This window comes from Arthrobacter sp. TJ-238, from assembly GCF_058269215.1.
Map to the genome: position 1 here is coordinate 303,856 of NZ_JBZCNH010000001.1, position 20,795 is coordinate 324,650.

The window sequence follows — 20,795 nt, forward strand, 5'->3', positions numbered from 1 at the left end:
CTGGGTCATGCAGCCCTCGAACGCGGTCACCCTGCGATTCCTCGCCTCCCCCACCGACCTCGGCCACAGCGGGTCGGTGGACGCCGGCACGGTACTCGAGTGGGTGGACAAGGCCGCCTACGCGGCCGCCGTCGGCTGGGCGAAGACGTACTGCGTGACCGCCTACGTGGGGAACATCCACTTCGCGGACCCGGTGAGGGTCGGCGACCTCGTGGAGGTCGAGGCGACGATCGTGCACACCGGCACCTCGTCCATGCACATCCGGACCGTCGTCTCCTCCGGCTCGGTGTCGGGGGACGACGGCGGCAAGCGCACGGAATGCCTCGTGATCTTCGTGGCGGTCGGCCCCGACGGCAGGCCCGTCCGCGTGCCTCCCTTCGAGCCGCGGACCGACTCCGAGCGGCTCGACAGCGAGCACGCCGTGGCGCGCATCGACGTCCGGAAGCAGATCGTGGAGGAGATGGACCGCCAGGTGTACACGGACGCCGGCACCGCCGAGCGGACGGTGCTGCGGTTCCTCGCCGCTCCCACCGACGTGAACTGGGGCGGGAAGGTGCACGGCGGCACGGTGATGGATTGGATCGACGAGGCTGCGTACGTCTGCTCCACGCGCTACTGCGGCCTGGACACCGTGGCGGTGTTCTCCGGCGGCGTGCGGTTCCTGAAGCCGCTGCACATCGGGGACGTCGTCGAGGTGGAGGCGCGCCTCGTGTACACGGGCTCCAAGGGCATGCACGTGGCGGTCCACGTCCGCTCGGGCAACCCCCGGGCGCGGGAGATGGACCTCACCACCACGTGCCTGACGGTCATGGTGGCGCGCGACGACGAGGGCTCGGCCGTTCCGGTGCCGCCATGGGTGCCCCGCTCGGAGGAGGACCGGCGCCTGCACGAGCATGCCCGGAACCTGGCCCTCATCCGCAGCCGTGCGCCGGGTAGCGTGCTCCCGACCCACCTTCGGGCGGCGGCCGACCCGGCGTAGGCGCGGACCGCAGCGCGCCGGACGAACGTCAGCGCGGCCGGTCCGCCATCGCGTCAGCCATCGCGTCGGCCGTCGCGTCAGCCGATGGTCGCCGATCGTGCGGGCACGCTGAGCGTCCTGCCGTGGGCGGTGACCGTGCGTGAGGCAGTGGTGGTGTTGACCGCGACCACGCTCCCGTTCGAGAGTTTCACCACGTTCACCCCGCTGAACCTCGTCGGGCTGACGGTGGCGTAGGCCCCGCCGGTCACGGCCTTCGTGAGGGCGGTGACCTGCGCGTCGGCGGCGTCGACCGAGGCCGTCGTCACGGTCTCGAAGTTCGCGTCGTCGTCCCACGCGTTGTCCTGACAGGTGGGCTCCGCCTGGGAGAGCGTGGCCGTCATCTGCCGGGCGGCGGCCGTCCGGGTCTGCAGCAGGTGCCCGAGCGTCATGCGGTGGTCGAGGGTGCGCCGCACCTTGCCGGCCGCCACGACCGAGGCCCTGGACCCGAACGTGTCGCGCAGGCACGGGGCCGAGGAGCCGATGTCGGCGCCCTGGCGGTACGCGGTGGCCGGGAGTTCCCGCAGCGGCACCGAGTAGTCGTGTTCCACCACCGGCATCCCGGCGGCCGTGATGGCCCGGTACGCCGTCGTCGCCTGCTCCAGGTCCACGAGCGGCAGCGGCCTGCCCGTGCCGCCGGCCACGGTGTGCTCGCGGAGCGCGAAGTCCACGCTGCCCGTGGCGGCGAGCTGCCGGGCGAGGCCCACCTGGTTGCTCCACGCGGGGTAGACGCCGAGGTTGACGGCCACGGGGACGTCGCGCCCGAGGGTCCGGGTGAGTGTCGCGTCGAAGCGCTGCACGGCCGAGATCAGGGCCCTGCCGTAGGCGTCGTCGCTCGCCCAGGGCCCCCACTGCCCGACGTCGACCATGTCCTGGCCGTGTGATGGGGACATCGAGGCGTCATCGAGGAAGATGCCGTCGAACCGGGCGGGAGGCGCGTTCGTTGTGCCCCGCTGCGCGTCCGTGGTGAGGATGGTGCGCGCCGTCGCCGCGCAGGCGTCGGCGTAGGCCGGGGAGAGGTCCGCCACGGTGAGGTACGGGAAGCCCGGGTAGGACGCGAAGCCGTCCTCGTTCCGCGTCACCTTCGGATTGGGCGTGGTGACGGCGAACCGCTTCCCCGCCGCCGTCGCGGTGTCCGCGCAGGAGTTGCGGAACACCCCGTTCCAAGGCTCGGCGTCCCGCATGGCGCCGATGTTCAGGTACGCGAGGAAAGTGGTGCCGGGGTTGGCGGCCTTCATGTCGGAGAGCGTGCAGTCGCCCGGCGCATCCGTGGTGGCCATCATGGGATCCACGATCGCGACCGAGACCTTGCCCGTCAGCGCCTGCCCCGGGCAGAGCAGCTGGCCCTGCCGGTACCCCTGCAGGTAGGCCGGCAGCTGCTGGCCAGTGCCCGTGGGCACGGTGCCGGCGCTCGCGGGTGCGGTGAGAGAACAGATGGCGAAGGCGGCGGCCAGCGCGGTGGAAACGATTCTTGCCCCAGCGGCACTCGGTTTCATACGCACATCATGGGTGCGCCGGGAGGGCCGGGACAGCGCAGGAGTGCGACCGTCGGCAATCCTGAGCAGAACCTGAGCAAGGGGCCCCGGAAGACGCCGGTCAGGCGACGTGTGTCAGGAGGCCGGGCGGCGGAACAGGATGCCGCGCTGCGGCTGCAGGACCACCGACTTCGGCGCGGGCCGGCCCTCGGCGTCCACCATGCCGGCCGGGACGCGCACCCTGCGGCGCCGCCTGCCGTCCCGGTTGAAGTTCACGGCGGCGAACCCGCCGTCGAACTCCCGCCACCAGGCATGCCTGCCGCCCTGGGGCGCGGTCCGCGGTGCGCCGAGCTGCCAGTCGAGTTCGGGCGCGTGCTGGAGGCGGCTGTAGTCGTCGTGGGCGGTGGCGCTGTAGGCACCGCGGCCCTCCCCGAAGATCCAGAACGCCGAGAGTCCGTAGGTGAAGTTGGGGTGCCGGTCGTCGCCGTCGGTGGGGACGCGGAGGATGGACAGCCCTGGCCCCGCGGCCTGCGCGAGCTGCGCCTCGGCCGTGACCGGGTCGAACAGATCCGCGGGACTGTACCCCAGCCAGACCTCCTCGAAGCCCCCGCCGAAGGCGGCGTGCGCCTGCCACCGGCCCGGTTCGCGGCGCGACTCGGCGATGTTCGGTACGACGATCTTGCCGACGGCGTTGAGCGCCGTCCCTGCCGCGTGCACGAGGTCGCCGAGGGCCACCCGCAGCTCCGCCATCTCCGTGGCCCCCTCGATGGGCAGCCGCAGACCGTAGTAGTCCTCGAACACGTCGTTGTCCGCCATGATGCCGTCGAACGGCGAGTCCCGCAGTTCCTCGACGACGTTGTCCACCCAGCGGCGCTGGTAGGCGGGATCCCACACCCGCATCTGCCAGTGCCCCGGATAGCGCTCCCACTCGATGCGCGTGCCGTCCAGACGCGTGGCGAACCAGGCACCGTCGGCGTCCGCCTCCCGGTAGGAGACGCCGGAGGTGAAAACCGGTCCGGGCTCGTAGCTCCGCACCGAGGACAGGCACTTGTAGCAGAGCACCGTCATGTCCGGCCGGAGGCGCTTCAGCTCCTCGGCGGCCTGCAGCTCCCACGGCTGGAGGATGGCCACCCGGTAGTGCTCCGCCGCGAACGCGAGCTGTCCCGGGAGCAGGGGGTCGCCGTAGCGGATCCAGGCGCCGACCCCCGTCATGAGCCCGACCGCACGAAGTCGCCGAGCCCGGTGGTGGTGAGCGTGCCGAGGTCGGTGATGTCACCGACCGTCCGGTAGATCTCGTTGTAGGAGGACATGATCTCGTGCATCTGGAAGAACTCCTGGACGCGGACCCGGGCGTTCTCGGCGTAGGTCCTGTAGAGGTCCAGGTCGCCGATGACCGCACGGATGTTGTCCGCCATCGCCTCCACGTCACCCGCGAGGACCAGTTCACCGCACGGTCCCACCGTGCGGCCGTCCCGCGTGTTGAGCTCGTCACCGATCAGCTGGCGCATGCCGCCGACGTCGGTGCCCACGGTGGGGATGCCGGCCGCCATCGCCTCGAGCACCACGATGGGCTGTCCCTCGTTGTAGCTCGGGAGCACGAGGAGGTCGAACCGGTCGAGCATGTCCCGGACGTTGACGGTCCCATGGACGGTGACGTGGTCGTGCAGTCCGAGGCTCTCGATCTTCGCGAGGCACGCCTCGTAGTACTCGGGCACGTGCTCGGTGGGGCCGAGGACGTCGAGGTGGAGGTTCGGGAAGCCATGCCGGCGCAGGAGGTCGATGCTCGAGAGGAGATCGAGCAGCCCCTTGATGGGGACCACGCGGGCGATGTAGACCAGCCTCCAGGTGTGGTTGTCGCCGTGCCGTTCCAGGAGCTCCTGGGCGGCCCGCCGTGACCGGTACTTGTCGTCGAACTCCTCGATGACCATGGCGTTGGGCACCACCACGGCCTTGTCGATGTCCGTGCCGAGGCGCGCGGCCTCCGTGATCGCCGTCGGGTACAGGTAGGTGATGAGGGTGGCGCTCGGGTAGCAGAAGTGGCCCATCTCGGTCCACCATGCCATCCAGGCCCGCTGGTCCGGCGTGACGTCGAACGTCCGGTAGTCCTCGGAGGTGATGGACAGCGCCATGTTGCGGTCCAGCAGGGTGTTGACGGTGTCACGCACGTACAGGTTGTGCTCGGTCAGCAGGAAGGACGTGTCGTGGTCCCGGGCCGCCGCGGCGCCCAGGAGCGAGGCGTAGCCGGTGGTGTGGGCGTGGTAGACGCGCGCCTTCGGCATGGTCTCGCCGAGGATGGCGAAGGCGAGCGAGAGGAAGTTCCGCAGCGTCCAGAAGGAGTCGGCCAGGGACAGGTCGAGCTGGGGCATCCGCACGGAGAGTGCCTCCATGAACTCCTTCGACCCCAGCAGGGCCCACAGGGGGTACGCGCGGGTGCGCTCGTTGAAACCCTCGTCGATCAGCTGCCACAGCGGCTCCACCTCGCGCCGCTCGGACAGCGCGTACAGCGCGTCGAACAGGCGGTCCGCGAGCGCCGACCTCTCGGCCGGGCTCATGCCCAGGTCCTTCGAGGAGACCGCCATGAAGTCGTGCCGGTGCTCCTGCATGCTCAGGTACACGGGGCGCACCCACACCACGTTCTCCGGCATGCCGTACAGGTCCTCCTGGGGCGACGAGGAGTCCCAGGTGATGTGGATGATGCCGTACGTGAGGTCCGGGTTGTGCGTCACGATGTCGTGCACCACGGCCGAGACGCCGCCCTTGAGGTACGGGTAGGTGGACTCCATGACGATGGCGACGTCGACGTCCGCGTAGGAGGCCTGCGCGGCGGCCTGGGCCGGATGGACGGCTGCCGGGGACTGCGCGAGCGCGGCGCGGCGGGTTTTCGGGGTCTTGAACACGTACATGGGGCTTCCTTGTCGCTGGGTGCGGGTCGGTAGGGCGGGGTGGGGCTACCAGGACGTGGCGTGGCGCCAGAACAGCGTGTACTCGGGCTGGGTCCAGTGCCGCTTGTAGAGCACCCAGGCGACGGCGACGAGCACGAGGTCCGCCACCACGAGCGAACCGTACGCGAGCACGGCTCCAGCGGAGCCCTGCACCGCGCCGACCAGCAGGAAGGCCGCGGCGCACAGTGCCACGTGGATGCCGCCCAGGACCTGCGGCAGGACCTTCTCGCCGATGTAGTCCAGTTCGTAGCTGAGCAGCGTGAGGATCATGAAGGCCCAGGATGCCACGCCCACCGAGACGGCCAGCAGCACGTTGACGGGCTGGATCCCCTCGAGGAGGAGCACGACGACGAGGGTGAGGATCATGCCGACGGCGCCCGTGCTGAGGATGGCACGGTCCACGGTCCGGCTCAGCCGCTTCGACCGCGTCGCGAGGACCGTCAGCGGCTCCTCGGCGATGGTGCGGTGCAGGGTCGCCACGGCCCGGTCAACCCGCGGGGCGAGATTCACGAAGTAGTAGTTGTAGGCGATGACGGCGGGCAGCATCGCCAGGAACACGATCACCACCTGGAAGTCGCCGTCCGTGACGAGGAACAGGACGAACTTGTCGGCCCAGAGCACGGCACCGAGCAGGAGCCCGCGGACGAGGTCGGTCGAGAAGTGACGGGCATCGAGGCGGCGGGCGAGCCGGACGGCCACCAGGCCTCGTCCCATGGCGGCGATCTGAGTGAGGGCCCCGAGCAGCGGCGGGAGCCACCAGATGGTGGGCACGGCGAAGAGTGCCGCGGCGTACGCCGCCCAGGCGATGGCCCACAGTCCGCGGCGCTCCCCGACGTTCGCGAGGATGAGCGACTGCACGAAGAGCAGGTGGAGGGCGCAGAGTGCTGCGTAGGTGGCGAGGGCCGGGAGCGACCAGCGCGTGGCGAGCCACAGCGGGACGGCGAACACGACGACGAGCGGCAGCGACTGGACGAACATGGCGGGCCACGTGGTGCAGAAACGGCGCGTGATGGCGGTCATGTCCCGTTCCGCCATGAGGTCGCCGATGGCGCGGTAGGCGGGCAGGCAGGCGGCCTGCGCGAGCCACGGCACGGTGATGGAGGATGCGAGCACCACGAGCGTGAGCTGCACGCCTCCGACGTTGACCGCAGCCATGGCGGGGCTCACGAGCGGGTACACGAGGTTCAGGAGGATGACCGGCGAGAGGTACAGCAGCAGCCCGGCGCCGCGGCGGTTGCCGCCGTCGGACTGCCGCGGATCGATGCCGCCGGAGGAGCCGGGGCGCGCGAGCATCAGCAGCGTGGCCATCAGCAGCAGGACGCCCGCTGCCAGCAGCACGGAGGACCAGCCGGCGGGCAGGAGGGTGTCGGCGAGCGGCACGAGGGCCGTCAGGAGGAGCGCGACGATGATGGCCACCGTGCGGCGTCGGGCGTACGAGTCCTGGAGGAGGGACTGCAGAGAGGTCATGATTTCCCCTGGGCCGGTCGCAGCCGGAACGGCATCGACGGCCTCGTGTGAGACGGAAGTGGGACAGGAGTTCTTCCAGCCGCGGGCCGGCGGAGGCCGCCCGGTAGCTGTGTGCCCTGGCCGGGCCGGTTCGTCCACCCGCCCCGAAGGGGTAGGGTGCGTCGTCGCCGGCTCTGCCAGCGAGCACCTGGCTCAAGGTATCGAGCACGCGGGGGCCGCCTCACGAGTACGGGTCCCGCGACCTCGGGAGGCCACCTGCACCCCTTCCTCCCCTTCCCTACCTGACAGCGGGTACCGCCCTACTCGCGAACCGGGCCGCGCACTACCTGCATCGCCGCTCCGGCGGGACTGCTGCGGCACCCCGGCGCCCTCGCCCTGTGATCAACGCCACAGAGTGTCCCGTCCGAGGGATCACCGCCGGGCGGACACCTCGCCGGCGATCCTGTAGGACTCCTCGATGAGCTCCCCGAGCTGGTCGTGATCGAGACGTCCGAGGCGCACGAGGACCAGGGAGTCGTACCGCTCGTGGTGGGGGTGGAGCAGGAAGACGCCCGGCTGCGTCGCGAGCAGCGCGGGACGCTCGTCCGTCTTGACCGTCAGGACGGTGTCGTCCCACATGCGCGCGAAGAGGGTCCGGGCGAACCACGCCGGACGGTTCCAGCTCAGCCGCTCCGAGGTGCCGGGCAGGGCGAGGCACATGGACCGGACGTCGTCTTCGCTGACCATGGACCAACCTTCGCACCGGCCACCGGGCCGGTCCAGTGATTCCGGGCCCCCCCGGAAGATCACGGATCGCCTACGGAGTGCACACGGAACGGCAACGATCCCGCGTCCGGTGCCACGATTCGGTCACCGCCCTGTACCGGCGCCCGGGCAGACCGCACCATGGAACGGTCCACCCGCGATACGAAGGAGTAGCCATGGGTCGTCCGACCGCACCAGTACTGACGTCATCCGGGGCCGTGGGCCTCGCAATCCTCCTCGCCGGCTGCGGTGCCGGTCCGGGCGCCGCGCCCGAGGGCTCCGAGTCGCAGCAGGCCCGTCCCGCGGCCGCCACCTCGGCCCCGTCCCCCGCCCCGACCCCCACCCCTACCCCCACGCAGGACTCGACGACGCCGGCGGGAACGCCGTCGGAGCCGGGCGCGGCCGGGCCGCCGGAGGGGTGGGTGACCTACACGACGGCGGACGGGAGCCTCGCGTTCGACCACCCGGCCGAGTGGACCGTCGCGGACGCCCCGGAGCCTCCGCCCGCGGGGGTGTCCGTCGTCGTCGGGGACGCCACGGGCCGGCACCTGGCCACGCTGCAGACGGACCTGGTCACCGGGGCCGTGTGCCCCGCGGAGCTTCCGTACTCCCTGCTCGACGCGGAACCGCTCCCGGCCCTCGCCCAGGGGACGGTCACCCCGCGGTTCGTGTTCGAGGGACGCACCGACCCCGCCGTCGCGGACCCGGTGGCCGCCTCCACGCTGGCGTACGGCATCACGGCGGCCCCCGAGCCCACGGGGGCGACGGCCTGTCCCCTCGCCCATTTCTTCCCGTGGCCGCCGTCGGGCGCCGCCTTCGGCGGCATCTACGACCCCTTCCTCGTGTACCCCGGGAAGCCACCGCACATCGACACGCCGCACGCCTACATGGAGACGGCGGAGTACCAGGGGATCAGGGCGATGATCACGTCGCTGCGTCCCGCCGGCTGATCGTCCTACCGCGTCACCGGACGATCACCGCCGGCCGCCGGTGGTCCGGATCGGGCAGCAGGAACGCGGCGATGGCGGCGGCGATCTTGCCTCCACCCTGGACGGACGGCTCGATCGGGTTCGCGTAGTCGCCGTCGTCGTCGCACACCAGCCGGAGGTCCACGACGGACACACCGCGCGCGAAGGCCTCCCGCGTGATGCAGTCGTTGAAGAAGGTCAGCGCCGTACGGATCACCGCGGAGCCCGGCTCGGAGGAGGGCGTGTCGTAGACGGTGCACACGCTGGTAGGCAGACCCGCCGCGAGGACGCCGTCGAGCATGGCCCCGTAGTCCTGCGCGAACGCTCGCCGGGGTCCGTCGAAGACCAGCAGCGCCTCGACGACACCTCCCACCGGGCGCTGGAGCAGGTGGCGGTATCCGAGCGCGTCATTGCCGCCGGCGCTGACCACGAGGTGCGTGGCGTCGGGCGGCAGGGCGCGCAGCTGACGCGCGACGCCGGAGGTGACATCGCCATCGACGGCCAGCAGCGTGGCCCGCCACCCCTGGGGCAGGGCGTGGCGGACCTGCGCGATGACGTCGGGCCCGCCGGACACGTACCGACCGTTGTCGAGGATGGAGTCCCCGAGCAGCACCACGTGTCCCGTGCGGCCTCCTGGTGCGCCCATCCCCCCATCGTGGCCCGCCCGGTGGTCCTGCCGCCAGCGCGCACCGCATGCACCGCGGCGCGGGAATCGGGGTACAAGCGCCCGGCGTCGCTCACCGCGCCCGCCGCGTCCGGCACGCAGCCCGGCCGTCCCGGGGCAATCGCCCATCCGGGCCGGTGAACCCCGTGCGGCACGGCATGATGGACGGAACGAGCGGCACCGTACCGCCCCCGATCCCTGAAGGAAGTGCCGTGGCCAGGATGTCCGTCCGCAACGCCGCCGAACTGCGCGGGATCCTCCCACGCCCCGTGGACGGCGGGCGGGCGCTGCTCGGGATCGTCGGCGCCCCGGGCGCCGGGAAGTCCACGATCGCCGTCGCGGTCGCCGCGCTCGACCCGGCCGCCCATGCCCTGGTGCCCATGGACGGATTCCACCTGGCAGACCAGGCCCTCACGGGTCTCGGGCTCCTCGACCGGAAGGGCGCCCCGGAGACCTTCGACGCGCACGGCTACGCCGCCCTGCTGGCACGGCTCCGCGGCCGGCCCGATCACACCGTCTACGCGCCTGTCTTCGAACGGGACCTCGAACAGCCGCTCGCCAACGCTCTGCCGGTGCCGCCGTCGTCGACCCTGCTCGTCACCGAGGGCAACTACCTGCTGCTCGAGGAGCCCGGCTGGCAGGACGCACGGGACCTCCTCGACGAGGTCTGGTTCATCGACGTGGACCCCGAGGTGCGCCGCCGCCGGCTCGTCGCCCGGCATATCCTGTTCGGGAAGACACCGGCCGCCGCCGAGGAATGGGTGCGCCGCGTGGATGAGCCCAACGGCGCGCTCGTCGCGGCCACCCGGGACCGCGCGGACCGCGTCCTCGACGTCTCCGAGTGGCAGCTCACCTGATCCAGCCAGCCCACCGACTACTACCGACTACTACGCAAAGGCGCGCAATGACCCGACTCTCGGCCTCCACGCTGTCCTCCCTCCCGCCCACGCTGTCCGTTCCCACCTACGACCGGTCGGGGCTGACCGCGGGCATCGTGCACTTCGGCGTCGGCGGGTTCCACCGTGCGCACCAGGCCATGTACCTGGACCGCCTGCTCGAGACCGGCCAGGCGCGCGACTGGGCGATCCTCGGCGTCGGGGTGCTGCCCTCCGACGCCCGGATGAAGGCCGTGATGGACAGTCAGGACGGTCTCTACACCCTTGTCTCCAAGGCCCCCGACGGCTCCCGGGAGGCCCGCGTCATCGGGTCGATCATCGGTTTCCTCCTCGCCCCCGAGGATCCGGAGGCCGTCATCGAGGCGATCGCGGCACCGTCGGTCCGCATCGTGTCCATGACCATCACGGAGGGCGGCTACTGCATCGACCCCGTGACCGGCATGGTGGACCCCGACCATCCGACCCTGCGCGCAGACCTGGAGCCGGGTGCGGTGCCGAGCACCGTCTTCGGCCTCGTCACGGAGGCGCTGGCGCGTCGACGCCGTCGCGGCCTGCCGGGGCTGACCGTGATGTCCTGCGACAACATCCAGGGCAACGGCGATACCGCCCGGTCCGTCTTCGCGGCCTTCGCCCGGCTGCGCGACCCGGACCTCGCCGCGTGGATCGAGCATGAGGTCACCTTCCCGAACTCCATGGTGGACCGGATCACCCCGGCGACACGCGACGAGGACCGCGACGAGGTGGCGACCGACTTCGGGCTCACCGACGCCTGGCCGGTGGTGTGCGAGGACTTCGAGCAGTGGGTGCTCGAGGACCACTTCGCGCAGGGACGCCCCGCCTGGGAGGACGCGGGCGTGCAGCTCGTGGACGACGTCGAACCGTACGAGCTCATGAAGCTCCGGCTGCTCAACGTCAGCCACCAGGCGCTCTGCTACCCCGGCTACCTGGCCGGGTACCGCCTGGTGCACGAGGTCTGCCAGCATCCGGACTTCGCCGGGTACCTCCTGAACTACATGGAGCAGGAGGCCACTCCCACGCTCCGGCCCGTACCGGGTGTGGACCTCGACGCCTACCGGCGCCAGCTCATCTCCCGGTTCTCGAACGCTGCCGTCCGCGACACCGTCCCCCGGCTGTGCGCCGAGAGCTCGGACCGCATCCCGAAGTGGCTCGTCCCCGTGATCCGGGACAACCTCGAGGCCGGCAGGAGCATCCGCTACGGCGCCGCGATCATCGCCACCTGGGCCCGCTATGCCGAGGGGACGGACGAGGCGGGAGAGCCCATCGAGGTCGTCGACCGGCTGCGGGACCAGGTCACGGCGGCAGCCGCGCGCACCCGGACGGACCCGCTCGCGTTCCTCAGGCAGCAGGACCTGTTCCTCGACCTCGCCGAGCAGCCCGTGTTCGTGAAGTCCTACCTCGAGGCGCTGGACACGCTCCACACCCAGGGCGCCGCGGCGCTCGTGGCCGCGCTGGCGGACTAGCCCTCCGCGCGGCCTGCCCGATCAGGTCAGGAACCAGTTCCGGGCCGGGTTCCCGACGTCGGGTGCCTCGCGCCGCGCGCGCTCCGTGCCAGGCTGCGCCACCCAGTCGACGGCGTTGGCGAGCACGCGCTGCACCTGCGGGTGGTGGTAGACCGGGTACTCCTGGTCGCCGGGGCTGAAGTAGAAGATCCGGCCCTTCCCGCGGGAGAACGTGACGCCCGAGCGGAACACCTCGCCGCCCTCGAAGGAACTGATGAAGATCAGGTCGTCGGGTTCGGGGATGTCGAACAGCTCGCCGTACATCTCCTGCTCGGGGATCACGATCGGGCTCTCGATGCCCGCCGCGATCGGGTGCGACGGCTTGACGGTCCACACGAGCTCGCGTTCGCCGTCGTTCCTCCACTTCAGCGAGCACGTGGTCCCGAGGAGCCGCGTGAGGATCTTCGAGAAGTGCCCCGAGTGCAGCACCACGAGGCCCATGCCGCCGAGGACGTGGCGGTGCACGCGCTCCACGACGGCGTCGGACACCTCGCCGTGGGCGATGTGCCCCCACCACAGCAGCACGTCGGTGCCCGCGAGCCGTTCCTCGGTGAGGCCGTGCTCGGGGTCGGTGAGGGTGGCCGTGCTGATGTCGGAGCCCGGGAAGTAGCCGGCGAGGGCGTCCGCGATGGCCCCGTGGATGCCCCCCGGGTACATTTCTCCGATGGTGGCGGGTTCGTTGCGGGCCTCGTGGACGCCCTCGTTCCAGACGACGACGGTCGGTTTGCCGTCGAACGTGGTGCTCGCTGTCGTGTCGGTCGTCATCAGAGCTGGATCTCCCGGTGCTGGGCTGCGGATGCGTAGCAGGCGTCGATGATCCGGGCACGGCCCAGCGCGAGCGAGCCGTCATGGCGGCCCCACTCGGATTCGCCCGCGCGGATGGCGGCGAGGAACTCGTCGACCACGCCCCGGTGGCCGAGCGACGGACCGACCTCCGGGTCGTAGTCGCCCTCCTCGCTGAAGACATGCAGGGATTCCCGGGCGTCGTCCGGTCCGCCCAGCCGGGTCAGCTCGGCCCCGCCGTCGGTGCCGTAGACGCGGAAGTCCAGCAGGTCGTCGGCGTCGCGGTAGGCGGCCCAGCCCGCCTCGACCAGCAGCGTGGCGCCTCCTTCGAGGCGGATGAACGCGGAGGCGAAGTCCTCCACCTCGAACGCCGAACCCATGGCCTGGGCACTGTATCCGCCGCCGCCGCGGCCCTGCGGTCCGAGCTCGGAGTAGGCCGACGCCGAGACGGACAGGACCTTCGGCTCGCCGAGCAGGTGCAGCGCGTAATCGATCACGTGCACGCCGATGTCCGCGAGCGGACCGCCACCGGCCATCTCCCGGTTCGTGAACCAGCTGCCCAGGGAGGGGATACCGGAGCGGCGCAGCCAGGAGGCCTTGGCGTAGTAGGGGCGGCCGAGCCCGCCGTCGTCGATCACGCGCTTGAGGGCCGTGATGTCGCCGCGGCGCCGGTGGTTGAAGGCCACCTCGAGGACGCGCCCGGCACTGCGGGCGGCGTCGACCATGAGCTGCCCCTCGTCGCCGTTCCGGGCGATCGGCTTCTCGCTGAGCACATGGAGGCCGCGTTCGAGGGCTGCGACCGTGATCGGTGCGTGCAGGAACGTGGGCACGGCCACGCTGACGGCGTCGAGTCCCTCGAGGGCGATCAGGTCCTCCCAGCGCTCGACCGCGTGCGGGATGCCGTACTCGTCAGAGAGCTCGGCGAGGAGGTCCGGCTCCATGCCGGCCAGTCCGAGGATCTCGACGTCGGCGCTGTTCGCGTAGGCCTCGAGGTGCTGGCGGCCGGCCCAGCCGATGCCCACCACCCCCACCTTCAGGCGGCGTTGCTTCGGGCGCTGCGGATCGGGCGGGGTCTGGTGCACGGCGGAGGTCCTTCGTGGGTGGGAGTCTTCTCCCTGCAGTCCTACCGCCTCGCCGCGGGTACTGTACACGCGGCGTCCCGGGAAGTTCTTTCGGCCGCACCCCGTTACCGCTGGTAGACGCACCGTCCGGGTGCCCGAATCGGAGGACAGCCATGACCATCGCCATCACCGGAGCCACCGGCCAGCTCGGCCGCCTCGTCGTCGAGCAACTGCTGGCGCGCGGCGTCGACCCGTCGACCATCGTGGCCGGCGGACGCAACGAGGACGTACTCGCCCGCCTGGCCGGGCAGGGCGTCCGCACGGCACGCATGGACTACGCCGACGCGTCCACGCTGGACGCCGCCTTCGCCGGCGTGGAGAAGGTCCTCCTCATCTCGGGCAACGAGCCGGGCAAGCGGTCTGTGCAGCACAAGGCCGTGATCGACGCCGCGCGCCGGGTGGACGCGTCGCTGGTCTACACGAGCGCGCCGAGGGCCACGACGACGCCGCTCGTCCTCGCCCCCGAGCACAAGGCCACCGAGGGACTGCTCGAGGGGTCCGGCCTTACGTACACCGTGCTGCGCAACAACTGGTACACCGAGAACTACGACGGCGTCATCCGCCAGGCCGCGTCCACGGGGGGCCTCCTGACGGGTGCAGGCAACGGGAGGGTCGCCAGCGCACCGCGGCGCGACTTCGCCGAGGCGGCCGCCGTCGTCCTGCTGTCCGACGACTACGCGGGCGAGATCCTCGAACTCGGCGGAGACGAGCCCTGGACGTTCGACGAGCTCGCCGCGACGGTCACCGAGGTGAGCGGCACACCCGTCACCGTGGAGAAGGTCTCCGGGGACGAGTACGTCGCGGCGCTCATGGCCGCGGGGCTCGACGAGGGCACGGCACGCTTCACGGCCGCGCTGGACGCCAACATCGCCGACGGCGTCCTGGCCGACAGCGACGGCACCCTGGCGCGCATCATCGGCCGCCCGACGACGCCGCTGAGGGAGTACGTCGCCGAACTGCTGGGCCGGTAGGTTCCCGCGGTCCTGCCGGCCGCCGTCTTCCTGGATGTCGGGCCTGCTGGTGCGTGACGGCGGGCCCGACGGACGCGGCGCTACGCTGGCAGGACGACGGCGCAACCGGAAGGACGCAGCGTGCCCCCTGAGCAGGGCCTCTCCGTAGGACAGCTGGCCGCGCGCAGCGGCATGAGCGTCTCCGCCCTGCACTTCTACGAACGCCAGGGCCTGATCCAGAGCCGCCGCACTTCGGGCAACCAGCGCCGCTACGACCGCGCGATCCTCCGCCGCGTCGCCGTGATCCGCGCCGCGCAGCGCGCCGGCATCCCCCTCGCCACGGTCGCGAAGGCGTTCGCCGAGCTGCCGAAGGACGGCGTCCCGGATCAGGAGGACTGGCAGCGGCTGTCCGCCGCGTGGCAGCAGGAGATCGAGCAACGCATCGCGCAGCTCGAACACCTGCGGGACCGGCTGGGCGGCTGCATCGGCTGCGGCTGCCTGTCCCTGGCGACCTGCGGCTTCGTCAACCCCGACGACGACGCCGGGCGGCGCGGCATCCCGTCCACACTCCTCGACCCCTGATCCCTCGATTTGACCTCGACCTTTGTTGAGGTTCTAGCGTTGACGGCATGACTGCCCCCGCGGACCACGCGCTCCTCACCGCCGACCTCTTCAAGAACGCCTTCCGCACCCACCCGGCGGGCATCGCGGTCATCACGGCGCAGGGACCGGACGGACCGGTGGGCCTGACGGCGTCGTCGGTGTCCTCGGTCTCGGCCGAGCCGCCCGTCCTCGCCTTCTCCGTGTCGACGGCGTCGTCGTCGGCCGCAGCCCTCGTCCGGTCGGACACCCTCGTGGTGCACCTGCTGGGCGCCGACCAGCTCGAGATCGCCCGGCTGTTCGCGACCCGCGGCGCCGACCGCTTCGGCGGGGCAGTCGCCTGGCGCCCGCTACCGACGGGCGAGCCGCTGCTGGCCGATGCACCGTGGGCGCTGCGCTGCAGCATCCTGCACCGGCTTCCGGTCGGCGGATCGATGATCATCGCCGCGGAGGTCCTGTCCATCGAGCAGAGCGGGCCCGACGGCTCCGCGCCGCTCGTCTACCACAACCGCTCCTACCACCGGCTGGACGACCGGTCCATGATGGCCTGACTCCTCAGGGCACCGGGATCAGCCGGATGGGGTTGCCCGGCGCCCACCCCTCGACACGGCCGCCCGGGCGATCCACGCTGCCGGATGCCGCGCCTTGACGAAGCACCGAGGGCAGTGCATTCAATTAGTTGCTTAGGCAACCTAAGGAGTAGGATGGAGCGTCGTCATTGAAGGAGGAAAGCCGTGAGCGGAGCACTGCAGCGCCTCGGCTCCTTCACGGTCGTCGGGACGGTCGCGTTCGTCGTCGACATCTCGGTGTACAACATCCTCGCCTCGGGCTTCGGCGTCGGGCCGATCACGTCGAAGATCGCCTCCGTGACCCTGGCCACCGGGGTCTCCTGGCTGGGCAGCCACTACGTCACCTTCCGCCAGTTCGCCGGTCGCCCGAAGCGCGAGGAGGCCGTCCTGTTCGGCCTGACGAACCTCGTGGGCCTCGGCATCGCGGCCGCCTGCCTCTTCGTCTCGCACTACGTCCTCGGGCTCACGAGTCCGCTGGCCAACAACATCTCCGGGAACGTCGTGGGCGTCCTGCTCGGCAACGTGTTCCGCTACCTCGCCTACCGCTACTTCGTCTTCCGCCCGTCGGCCCTCGAACACGCCTGCGCGCGGCGGCTCGACCACCGGTCGCCGTCGTCGTCCGGCCGAGGCGCCGCAGGCACACGCACTAGGGCGCCCGCGCGGGCCCGGCCCGCCGTCGTTCGTCCCTTCCGGCACCGGAGCCGCTCGTCGCAGGGAAAGATGCCGCACCCCGGCCCTCGGACGCGCAGGACCCGGGAAGGACGGCGGGGCGGACGGGAACGCAGAAGGAGCCGGGAGTGACCTCCCGACTCCTTCCGTGCGTTCCGCTGTCGCGAAGGGACTAACGGACCTGCAGGGTCAGCATGCCCGTCGAGTTGGACTGCACCACTTCGATCTTCGTCCCGGTACCGGCGACGACGACGGAACCCTGCGGGTTCGTGGCGTCGTAGTAGGCGTTGGGGTTGGTGTCGTCGAAGACGGGGACGCCGGGCTGCGACGGCACGGTGGCCGTCGTCATGCCCGCAGCCGTCTCACGGTGCAGGCTCAGCGGATCGGTGGCCTCCTTGCCGAAGGTGGCGTCGAAGCTCTGGATGCGGTTGCGGAGCGCGGTGCCGTCGGACCAGGTGAGGGCCTTGGGGTGTGCGTCCACGGGCAGGGCCAGGCCGGCGCCGGGATGCTGGCGCGTGTTGTTGTTGGCCTGCGCGGTGTTCCAGTACGTGATGCTCAGGCCGTCCTGGTACCTGTAGTGCTCCACGGTGTCGGGCGCGGTCACGCCCCAGCCGAAGTTGTACGGGCCGGTGGCGAGCGTGGCGTCGTAGCCCGCGTACACCCGGTTCTCGGCGATGTAGAAGCGGTTCTTGCCGGCGGCGTCCTTCGGCAGGTTCACCACGACGGCCTGCGGGGCCTTGGTCGCGTGGAACGAGGGGCCGATCTTGTGGGTCGACTTCACCCCCGTCGTGGCGACGTCGTAGTCGAGCCAGCCGAGCTGCAGCTTCTCCCAGGCGCCCATGTGGTTGGGCGTGGTACCGATCGATCCGTCGCCGTGGCCGAGCCATGAACCGGAACTCATGAGCGTCCAGAAGCCGGTGCCGTTCTCGCCGCCGCTCGTGTCGTACAGGTCGGGCAGGCCGAGGTCATGGCCGTACTCGTGCGCGAAGACACCGAGGCCGCCGTTCTCGGGCTCCGTGGTGTAGTCGCGGATCCAGACGTTCGACTTGCCGATCTTGATGCCACCGAAGGGGTTGGCGGCGGGGCCGGCAGTGCCGCGGCCCGCCTGGCCGACCGCCCAGCGGTGCGACCAGATGGCCGACGACGCCGCGCCGGCCTCCTCGCCCTCACCGGCGTGGATGGCCTGGAAGTGGTCGATGTAGCCGTCGGCCTCGTTGAAGTCGCCGTCCTTGTCGAAGTCGTAGCGATCCCACTGGTCGAAGCCCGCGAGATACGCGTCGATCTCGGCGGCCGTCTTGCCGGCCGCGATCTGCGCGTCGTACCAGGCGTTGGCGGTGTCCTGCACGAAGCGGGTCATGTCCGCCTGGCTCTCGGTCTCGCCGTAGCTGGCCGAGGTGTAGGGGACGGTCACCCAGTCGCTGACGTCGCCGTCGACCGTGTACCGGCCGCTCGACATCTCCTCGTAGACGCCCTTCAGCGACTCGCCCTCCGTGCCGAAGAACAGGTCGAGGTAGTGCTCACGGTCGAAGGTGTCGGACCAGTAGGTGGAGTTGTCCACCGCGCGGTTCGGCTCCTTGATCGCGCCGTGCGTGGGGCCCGGGGTGGAGGCCGGGAAGCGGGGGTCCACCTTGTCGCCGAAGTCGACGAGGAAGGACAGGATCTGATCGCTTTCCTGCAGGCCGTACTGCGCCCACTGGCCGGGAGCGACCTTGACGGACTTGGAGCCGTTCCGGTCCTCGACCTTCGCCTCGCCGGAGATGACCTTCTCCACGCCCTGCTGGTTGAGGTCGCGGCGCTCCTCGGCCGCAGGATCGGAGCGGTCATCGAGCTTCTGCGCGGCGCCGTCGGCGCTGGGCGAGGACGTGAACGACGACGCCGCGGTCGGCGAGTCCGCCGCGATGCCGGTAGTGGCCTGCGCGCTCACGGGAGCGAGCACGACGGCGGTGGTCACGGCGAGCGCCATCGCGCACCGTAGCCCCCGGGGACGAGTGATGAGATTCAAGGGTTCTCCTTCATGAAATATCCCAGCTGATGTGAAGCACGCTCAGGTCAGATGCCTGAGATCACGAACATGTTGCCTAGGTCACATGTTCTGACTGGGACGCTAGCACCGGCCCCGGACACTTTCAGGATCGGTTGCGTTCTGTGAACCATCGGCGTGCTGCAGTCTGGCGTGATGGCGATCGGCGTCCTATAGTGCCGCGCGGGAACGACGGCCGGGCGCAGTGATGACCCGGGCGCAGCAGCGCGACACGTCAGGCGAACGGCGCCAGGACCTTCGCGGCCTCGCCGAGCACCTCGGAGCGCGTGGTCGCATGGACGGAGAAGCGGATGCGGTCCTCCCCGTGCAGCGTCACGGTGATGCCGGCGTCCGCCAGCGCCGCATGCGCCTCGGCCGCGCGCCCGGGGATGCCGGCCACCACGATCCCGGCGCGGTCCGCACGCTCCCGCGGTGAGAGGACGTCCACGCCCGCGGTATCGAGCTGCTCGATGAGCGCCTGGGCGTGGGTGGCGATGATGCCCTCGATCGCCGGCACGCCCACCGACTCGATCAGGGCGAGGGCCTCCGCGAAGCCCCCGGTCGCATACGGCGAGAGGTTCGAGATGGAGAAGCGCTGCGCTCCTGGCAACGGCGGGTGCTCCTCGCCGTCGTACCGGCGCGACCCGGTGACGCCCGTCCATCCGGTGAGCAGCGGGTCGATCCGCTCGAGGGCCCGCGGAGAGACAGCGAGCGCCGCGACGCCCCAGCCGGCGCGGATCCACTTCTGCGCCCCGGCGACGAGCACGTCGGCGAGCGTCCACTCCAGGTCCGCGACGCCGAAGCCCTGGATGCCGTCGACCACCAGCAGCCGGTCGGGTCCGATCGCTGCGCGGATCCCCGCGAGGTCGGCGCGGTAGCCGGTGCGGAAGTCGACGGCGCTGACGCTCACCGCGACGGTGTCGTCCGTCAGCCCGCGGGCGACGACGTCGGGCGTCATCCGGGTGCCGGGTCCACCGACCAGCTCCACGCGCGCCCGTCCCGCGGCGCTCGTGCGCAGCCAGGGATAGGTGTTGGCCGGGAATTCTCCGGCGCTGACGAGCACCGATCCGCCCGTCAGGCCGAACGCCACCTGGAACAGTCCGAGCGAGGTGCTGGCGGTCAGGCCGACGTTCTCGAGGGGGAACCCGCTGAGCCGCGCGAAGGCTTCCCGGGCGCGGAGGTCCTCCCCGTACAGGGCCTCACCCGCGCCGCCCCCGTCGCCGGCGATTCCCAGGAGGTGTGCCATCCGCTCGCGGACGGCACGCGACGGCGGGCCGAAACTCGCGAAGTTCAGGTACCCGTGCGCCTCGGTGAAGGACGCCTGGTAGGAGGCGAAGGCCGCGGCGTCGTGCTCGGCGGGGCTGCTCATCCGGCCATGATCCTCTCGAGCGCTTCGGTGTGTCCCAGCAGCCCGGGCAGTCCCCCGGTGTGCCAGAACACGACGCGCCGACCGCGGACCAGCTCGCCCTGCCGGGCCGCGCGCAGGAGCCCGGCCATGGCGCGTGCCGTGTAGGTGGGATCGAGGACGAGGCCCTCGGTGCGCGCGGCGAGGCTCATGGCCTCGAGGACGGCGTCCGTCACGGAGCCGTAGCCCGAACCGAGCAGGCTCCCGTCGATCCGCAGGGCCGCGGCATCCGCGGGCTGTCCGGTCAGCTCCGCGACCATCCGGGCGACAACCGGGGCTGGCTCGGACATCGCCCCGGTATCCACCCCGAGGACGCGGCCGGCGCCGAGCGACGAGACGAGGCCTGCCATGGTTCCGCCCGAACCGACCGCCACCACGACCTGCTCCACGGCGGGCTCCTGGCCCAGGAGTTCCTGGCCTGCCGTCCGGTAGCCGGTGGCACCGAGGGCGTTCGACCCGCCGAAGGGGATGACGGCGGGCCGTCGGCCCTGCGCGGCCAATCCGTCCGCCACGTCCTGCACACGGGCGGCCAGCTCCTCGTCCGCGACATCGCCGCACCAGTGCACGGTGGCGCCGAGCAGGGTGTCGAGGGCGATGTTGCCGATCGGTGCGGACTCCCCCGTCAGCACGAGGACGACCTCGACCCCGAGCCGGGCGCCCGCAGCAGCGGTCAGGCGGGCGTGGTTGCTCTGGGCCGCCCCACTCGTGACCAGCACGTCGGCGCCCTCCGCGAGCGCGGTTCCGGCGGTCCACTCGAGCTTGCGCACCTTGTTGCCGCCACCGCCGAGGCCGATGAGATCGTCCCGCTTGATCCAGAGGTCCTCGGGATCGAGGCCGAGGGCGGACGAGAGGCGGGGCGCGGGTTCCAGCGGCGTGGGCCAGGATCCCAGGCCTGCCCGGACAGGGGTGCCCGCGGGCCGGACGATCGGACTGGTCATATGTTCCTCCACGTGCTCGTCGGCGTCTTCCCAGACGCTAGCGGATCCG

19 protein-coding genes are annotated in these 20,795 nt (G+C 71.2%); 8 read left to right on the forward strand and 11 right to left on the reverse strand.

Going from position 1 to position 20,795, the window contains the following annotated elements:
- Positions 1 to 7 precede the first annotated feature (7 nt).
- Positions 8 to 979, forward strand: a complete 972-nt coding sequence (locus AC4D2O_RS01425) for an acyl-CoA thioesterase (protein WP_490904762.1) — start codon at positions 8 to 10, stop codon at positions 977 to 979.
- A gap of 77 nt (positions 980 to 1,056) precedes the next feature.
- On the opposite strand, the gene AC4D2O_RS01430 is transcribed toward AC4D2O_RS01425, so the two are convergent.
- From AC4D2O_RS01430 to AC4D2O_RS01450, 5 genes are all read right to left on the reverse strand, one after another.
- Positions 1,057 to 2,511 carry a hypothetical protein gene (locus AC4D2O_RS01430; RefSeq protein ID WP_490904763.1) on the reverse strand — a complete coding sequence of 485 codons (1,455 nt, stop codon included), beginning with the start codon at positions 2,509 to 2,511 and terminating at the stop codon, positions 1,057 to 1,059.
- A 114-nt stretch (positions 2,512 to 2,625) separates the two neighbouring features.
- On the reverse strand, positions 2,626 to 3,702 hold the full coding sequence (locus AC4D2O_RS01435) for a putative glycoside hydrolase (RefSeq protein WP_490904764.1): 1,077 nt from the start codon (positions 3,700 to 3,702) through the stop codon (positions 2,626 to 2,628).
- The gene (gene pelF / locus AC4D2O_RS01440) at positions 3,699 to 5,393 is read right to left on the reverse strand and encodes a GT4 family glycosyltransferase PelF (RefSeq protein ID WP_490904766.1); all 1,695 of its coding nucleotides are present in this window, start codon (positions 5,391 to 5,393) and stop codon (positions 3,699 to 3,701) included. Before pelF ends, AC4D2O_RS01435 begins: the two co-directional genes overlap by 4 nt.
- 45 nt (positions 5,394 to 5,438) lie before the next feature.
- Positions 5,439 to 6,899: a hypothetical protein gene (locus AC4D2O_RS01445; RefSeq protein WP_490904767.1), complete on the reverse strand. Its 1,461-nt coding sequence runs from the start codon at positions 6,897 to 6,899 to the stop codon at positions 5,439 to 5,441.
- 411 nt (positions 6,900 to 7,310) lie between these two features.
- Positions 7,311 to 7,625 carry an MmcQ/YjbR family DNA-binding protein gene (locus tag AC4D2O_RS01450; RefSeq protein ID WP_490904769.1) on the reverse strand — a complete coding sequence of 105 codons (315 nt, stop codon included), beginning with the start codon at positions 7,623 to 7,625 and terminating at the stop codon, positions 7,311 to 7,313.
- Between the two features lie 194 nt (positions 7,626 to 7,819).
- Here AC4D2O_RS01450 and AC4D2O_RS01455 point away from each other — a divergent pair, with 194 nt between their 5' ends.
- Positions 7,820 to 8,593, forward strand: a complete 774-nt coding sequence (locus AC4D2O_RS01455; protein ID WP_490904770.1) for a hypothetical protein — start codon at positions 7,820 to 7,822, stop codon at positions 8,591 to 8,593.
- A gap of 13 nt (positions 8,594 to 8,606) precedes the next feature.
- Here AC4D2O_RS01455 and AC4D2O_RS01460 read toward each other — a convergent pair whose 3' ends face one another.
- Entirely contained in the window at positions 8,607 to 9,257 is a 651-nt protein-coding gene (locus tag AC4D2O_RS01460) for an SGNH/GDSL hydrolase family protein (protein WP_490904771.1), read from the reverse strand.
- Between the two features lie 239 nt (positions 9,258 to 9,496).
- Here AC4D2O_RS01460 and AC4D2O_RS01465 point away from each other — a divergent pair, with 239 nt between their 5' ends.
- Positions 9,497 to 10,132, forward strand: coding sequence for a nucleoside/nucleotide kinase family protein (locus AC4D2O_RS01465; protein WP_490905168.1), 636 nt, complete (start codon positions 9,497 to 9,499; stop codon positions 10,130 to 10,132).
- Between the two features lie 47 nt (positions 10,133 to 10,179).
- Positions 10,180 to 11,652 (forward strand): mannitol dehydrogenase family protein, encoded by a 1,473-nt coding sequence (locus tag AC4D2O_RS01470; protein WP_490904773.1) that lies wholly within the window; start codon positions 10,180 to 10,182, stop codon positions 11,650 to 11,652.
- A gap of 21 nt (positions 11,653 to 11,673) precedes the next feature.
- Here the strand turns inward: AC4D2O_RS01470 and AC4D2O_RS01475 are convergent, their stop codons facing one another.
- Positions 11,674 to 12,456: a ThuA domain-containing protein gene (locus AC4D2O_RS01475; RefSeq protein WP_490904774.1), complete on the reverse strand. Its 783-nt coding sequence runs from the start codon at positions 12,454 to 12,456 to the stop codon at positions 11,674 to 11,676.
- Positions 12,456 to 13,556, reverse strand: coding sequence for a Gfo/Idh/MocA family protein (locus AC4D2O_RS01480; RefSeq protein WP_490904776.1), 1,101 nt, complete (start codon positions 13,554 to 13,556; stop codon positions 12,456 to 12,458). Before AC4D2O_RS01480 ends, AC4D2O_RS01475 begins: the two co-directional genes overlap by 1 nt.
- A gap of 152 nt (positions 13,557 to 13,708) precedes the next feature.
- On the opposite strand from AC4D2O_RS01480, the gene AC4D2O_RS01485 reads away from it, so the two are divergent.
- The 4 genes from AC4D2O_RS01485 to AC4D2O_RS01500 all read left to right on the forward strand — a co-directional run bounded on the left by AC4D2O_RS01485 (position 13,709) and on the right by AC4D2O_RS01500 (position 16,515).
- Entirely contained in the window at positions 13,709 to 14,566 is an 858-nt protein-coding gene (locus tag AC4D2O_RS01485) for an SDR family oxidoreductase (RefSeq protein ID WP_490904777.1), read from the forward strand.
- Between the two features lie 120 nt (positions 14,567 to 14,686).
- Positions 14,687 to 15,127 carry a redox-sensitive transcriptional activator SoxR gene (gene soxR, locus AC4D2O_RS01490; RefSeq protein ID WP_490904778.1) on the forward strand — a complete coding sequence of 147 codons (441 nt, stop codon included), beginning with the start codon at positions 14,687 to 14,689 and terminating at the stop codon, positions 15,125 to 15,127.
- Between the two features lie 47 nt (positions 15,128 to 15,174).
- Positions 15,175 to 15,696: a flavin reductase family protein gene (locus AC4D2O_RS01495; RefSeq protein ID WP_490904779.1), complete on the forward strand. Its 522-nt coding sequence runs from the start codon at positions 15,175 to 15,177 to the stop codon at positions 15,694 to 15,696.
- A 183-nt stretch (positions 15,697 to 15,879) separates the two neighbouring features.
- A complete protein-coding gene (locus AC4D2O_RS01500) occupies positions 15,880 to 16,515 on the forward strand; it encodes a GtrA family protein (RefSeq protein ID WP_490904780.1) in 636 nt (211 codons plus the stop codon).
- A 40-nt stretch (positions 16,516 to 16,555) separates the two neighbouring features.
- Here the strand turns inward: AC4D2O_RS01500 and AC4D2O_RS01505 are convergent, their stop codons facing one another.
- The 3 genes from AC4D2O_RS01505 to AC4D2O_RS01515 all read right to left on the reverse strand — a co-directional run bounded on the left by AC4D2O_RS01505 (position 16,556) and on the right by AC4D2O_RS01515 (position 20,746).
- Positions 16,556 to 18,385, reverse strand: a complete 1,830-nt coding sequence (locus AC4D2O_RS01505) for an immune inhibitor A domain-containing protein (protein ID WP_490904781.1) — start codon at positions 18,383 to 18,385, stop codon at positions 16,556 to 16,558.
- A gap of 253 nt (positions 18,386 to 18,638) precedes the next feature.
- Entirely contained in the window at positions 18,639 to 19,772 is a 1,134-nt protein-coding gene (locus AC4D2O_RS01510) for an aminotransferase class V-fold PLP-dependent enzyme (RefSeq protein ID WP_490904782.1), read from the reverse strand.
- Entirely contained in the window at positions 19,769 to 20,746 is a 978-nt protein-coding gene (locus AC4D2O_RS01515; protein WP_490904783.1) for a D-cysteine desulfhydrase family protein, read from the reverse strand. Before AC4D2O_RS01515 ends, AC4D2O_RS01510 begins: the two co-directional genes overlap by 4 nt.
- Positions 20,747 to 20,795: the final 49 nt, after the last annotated feature.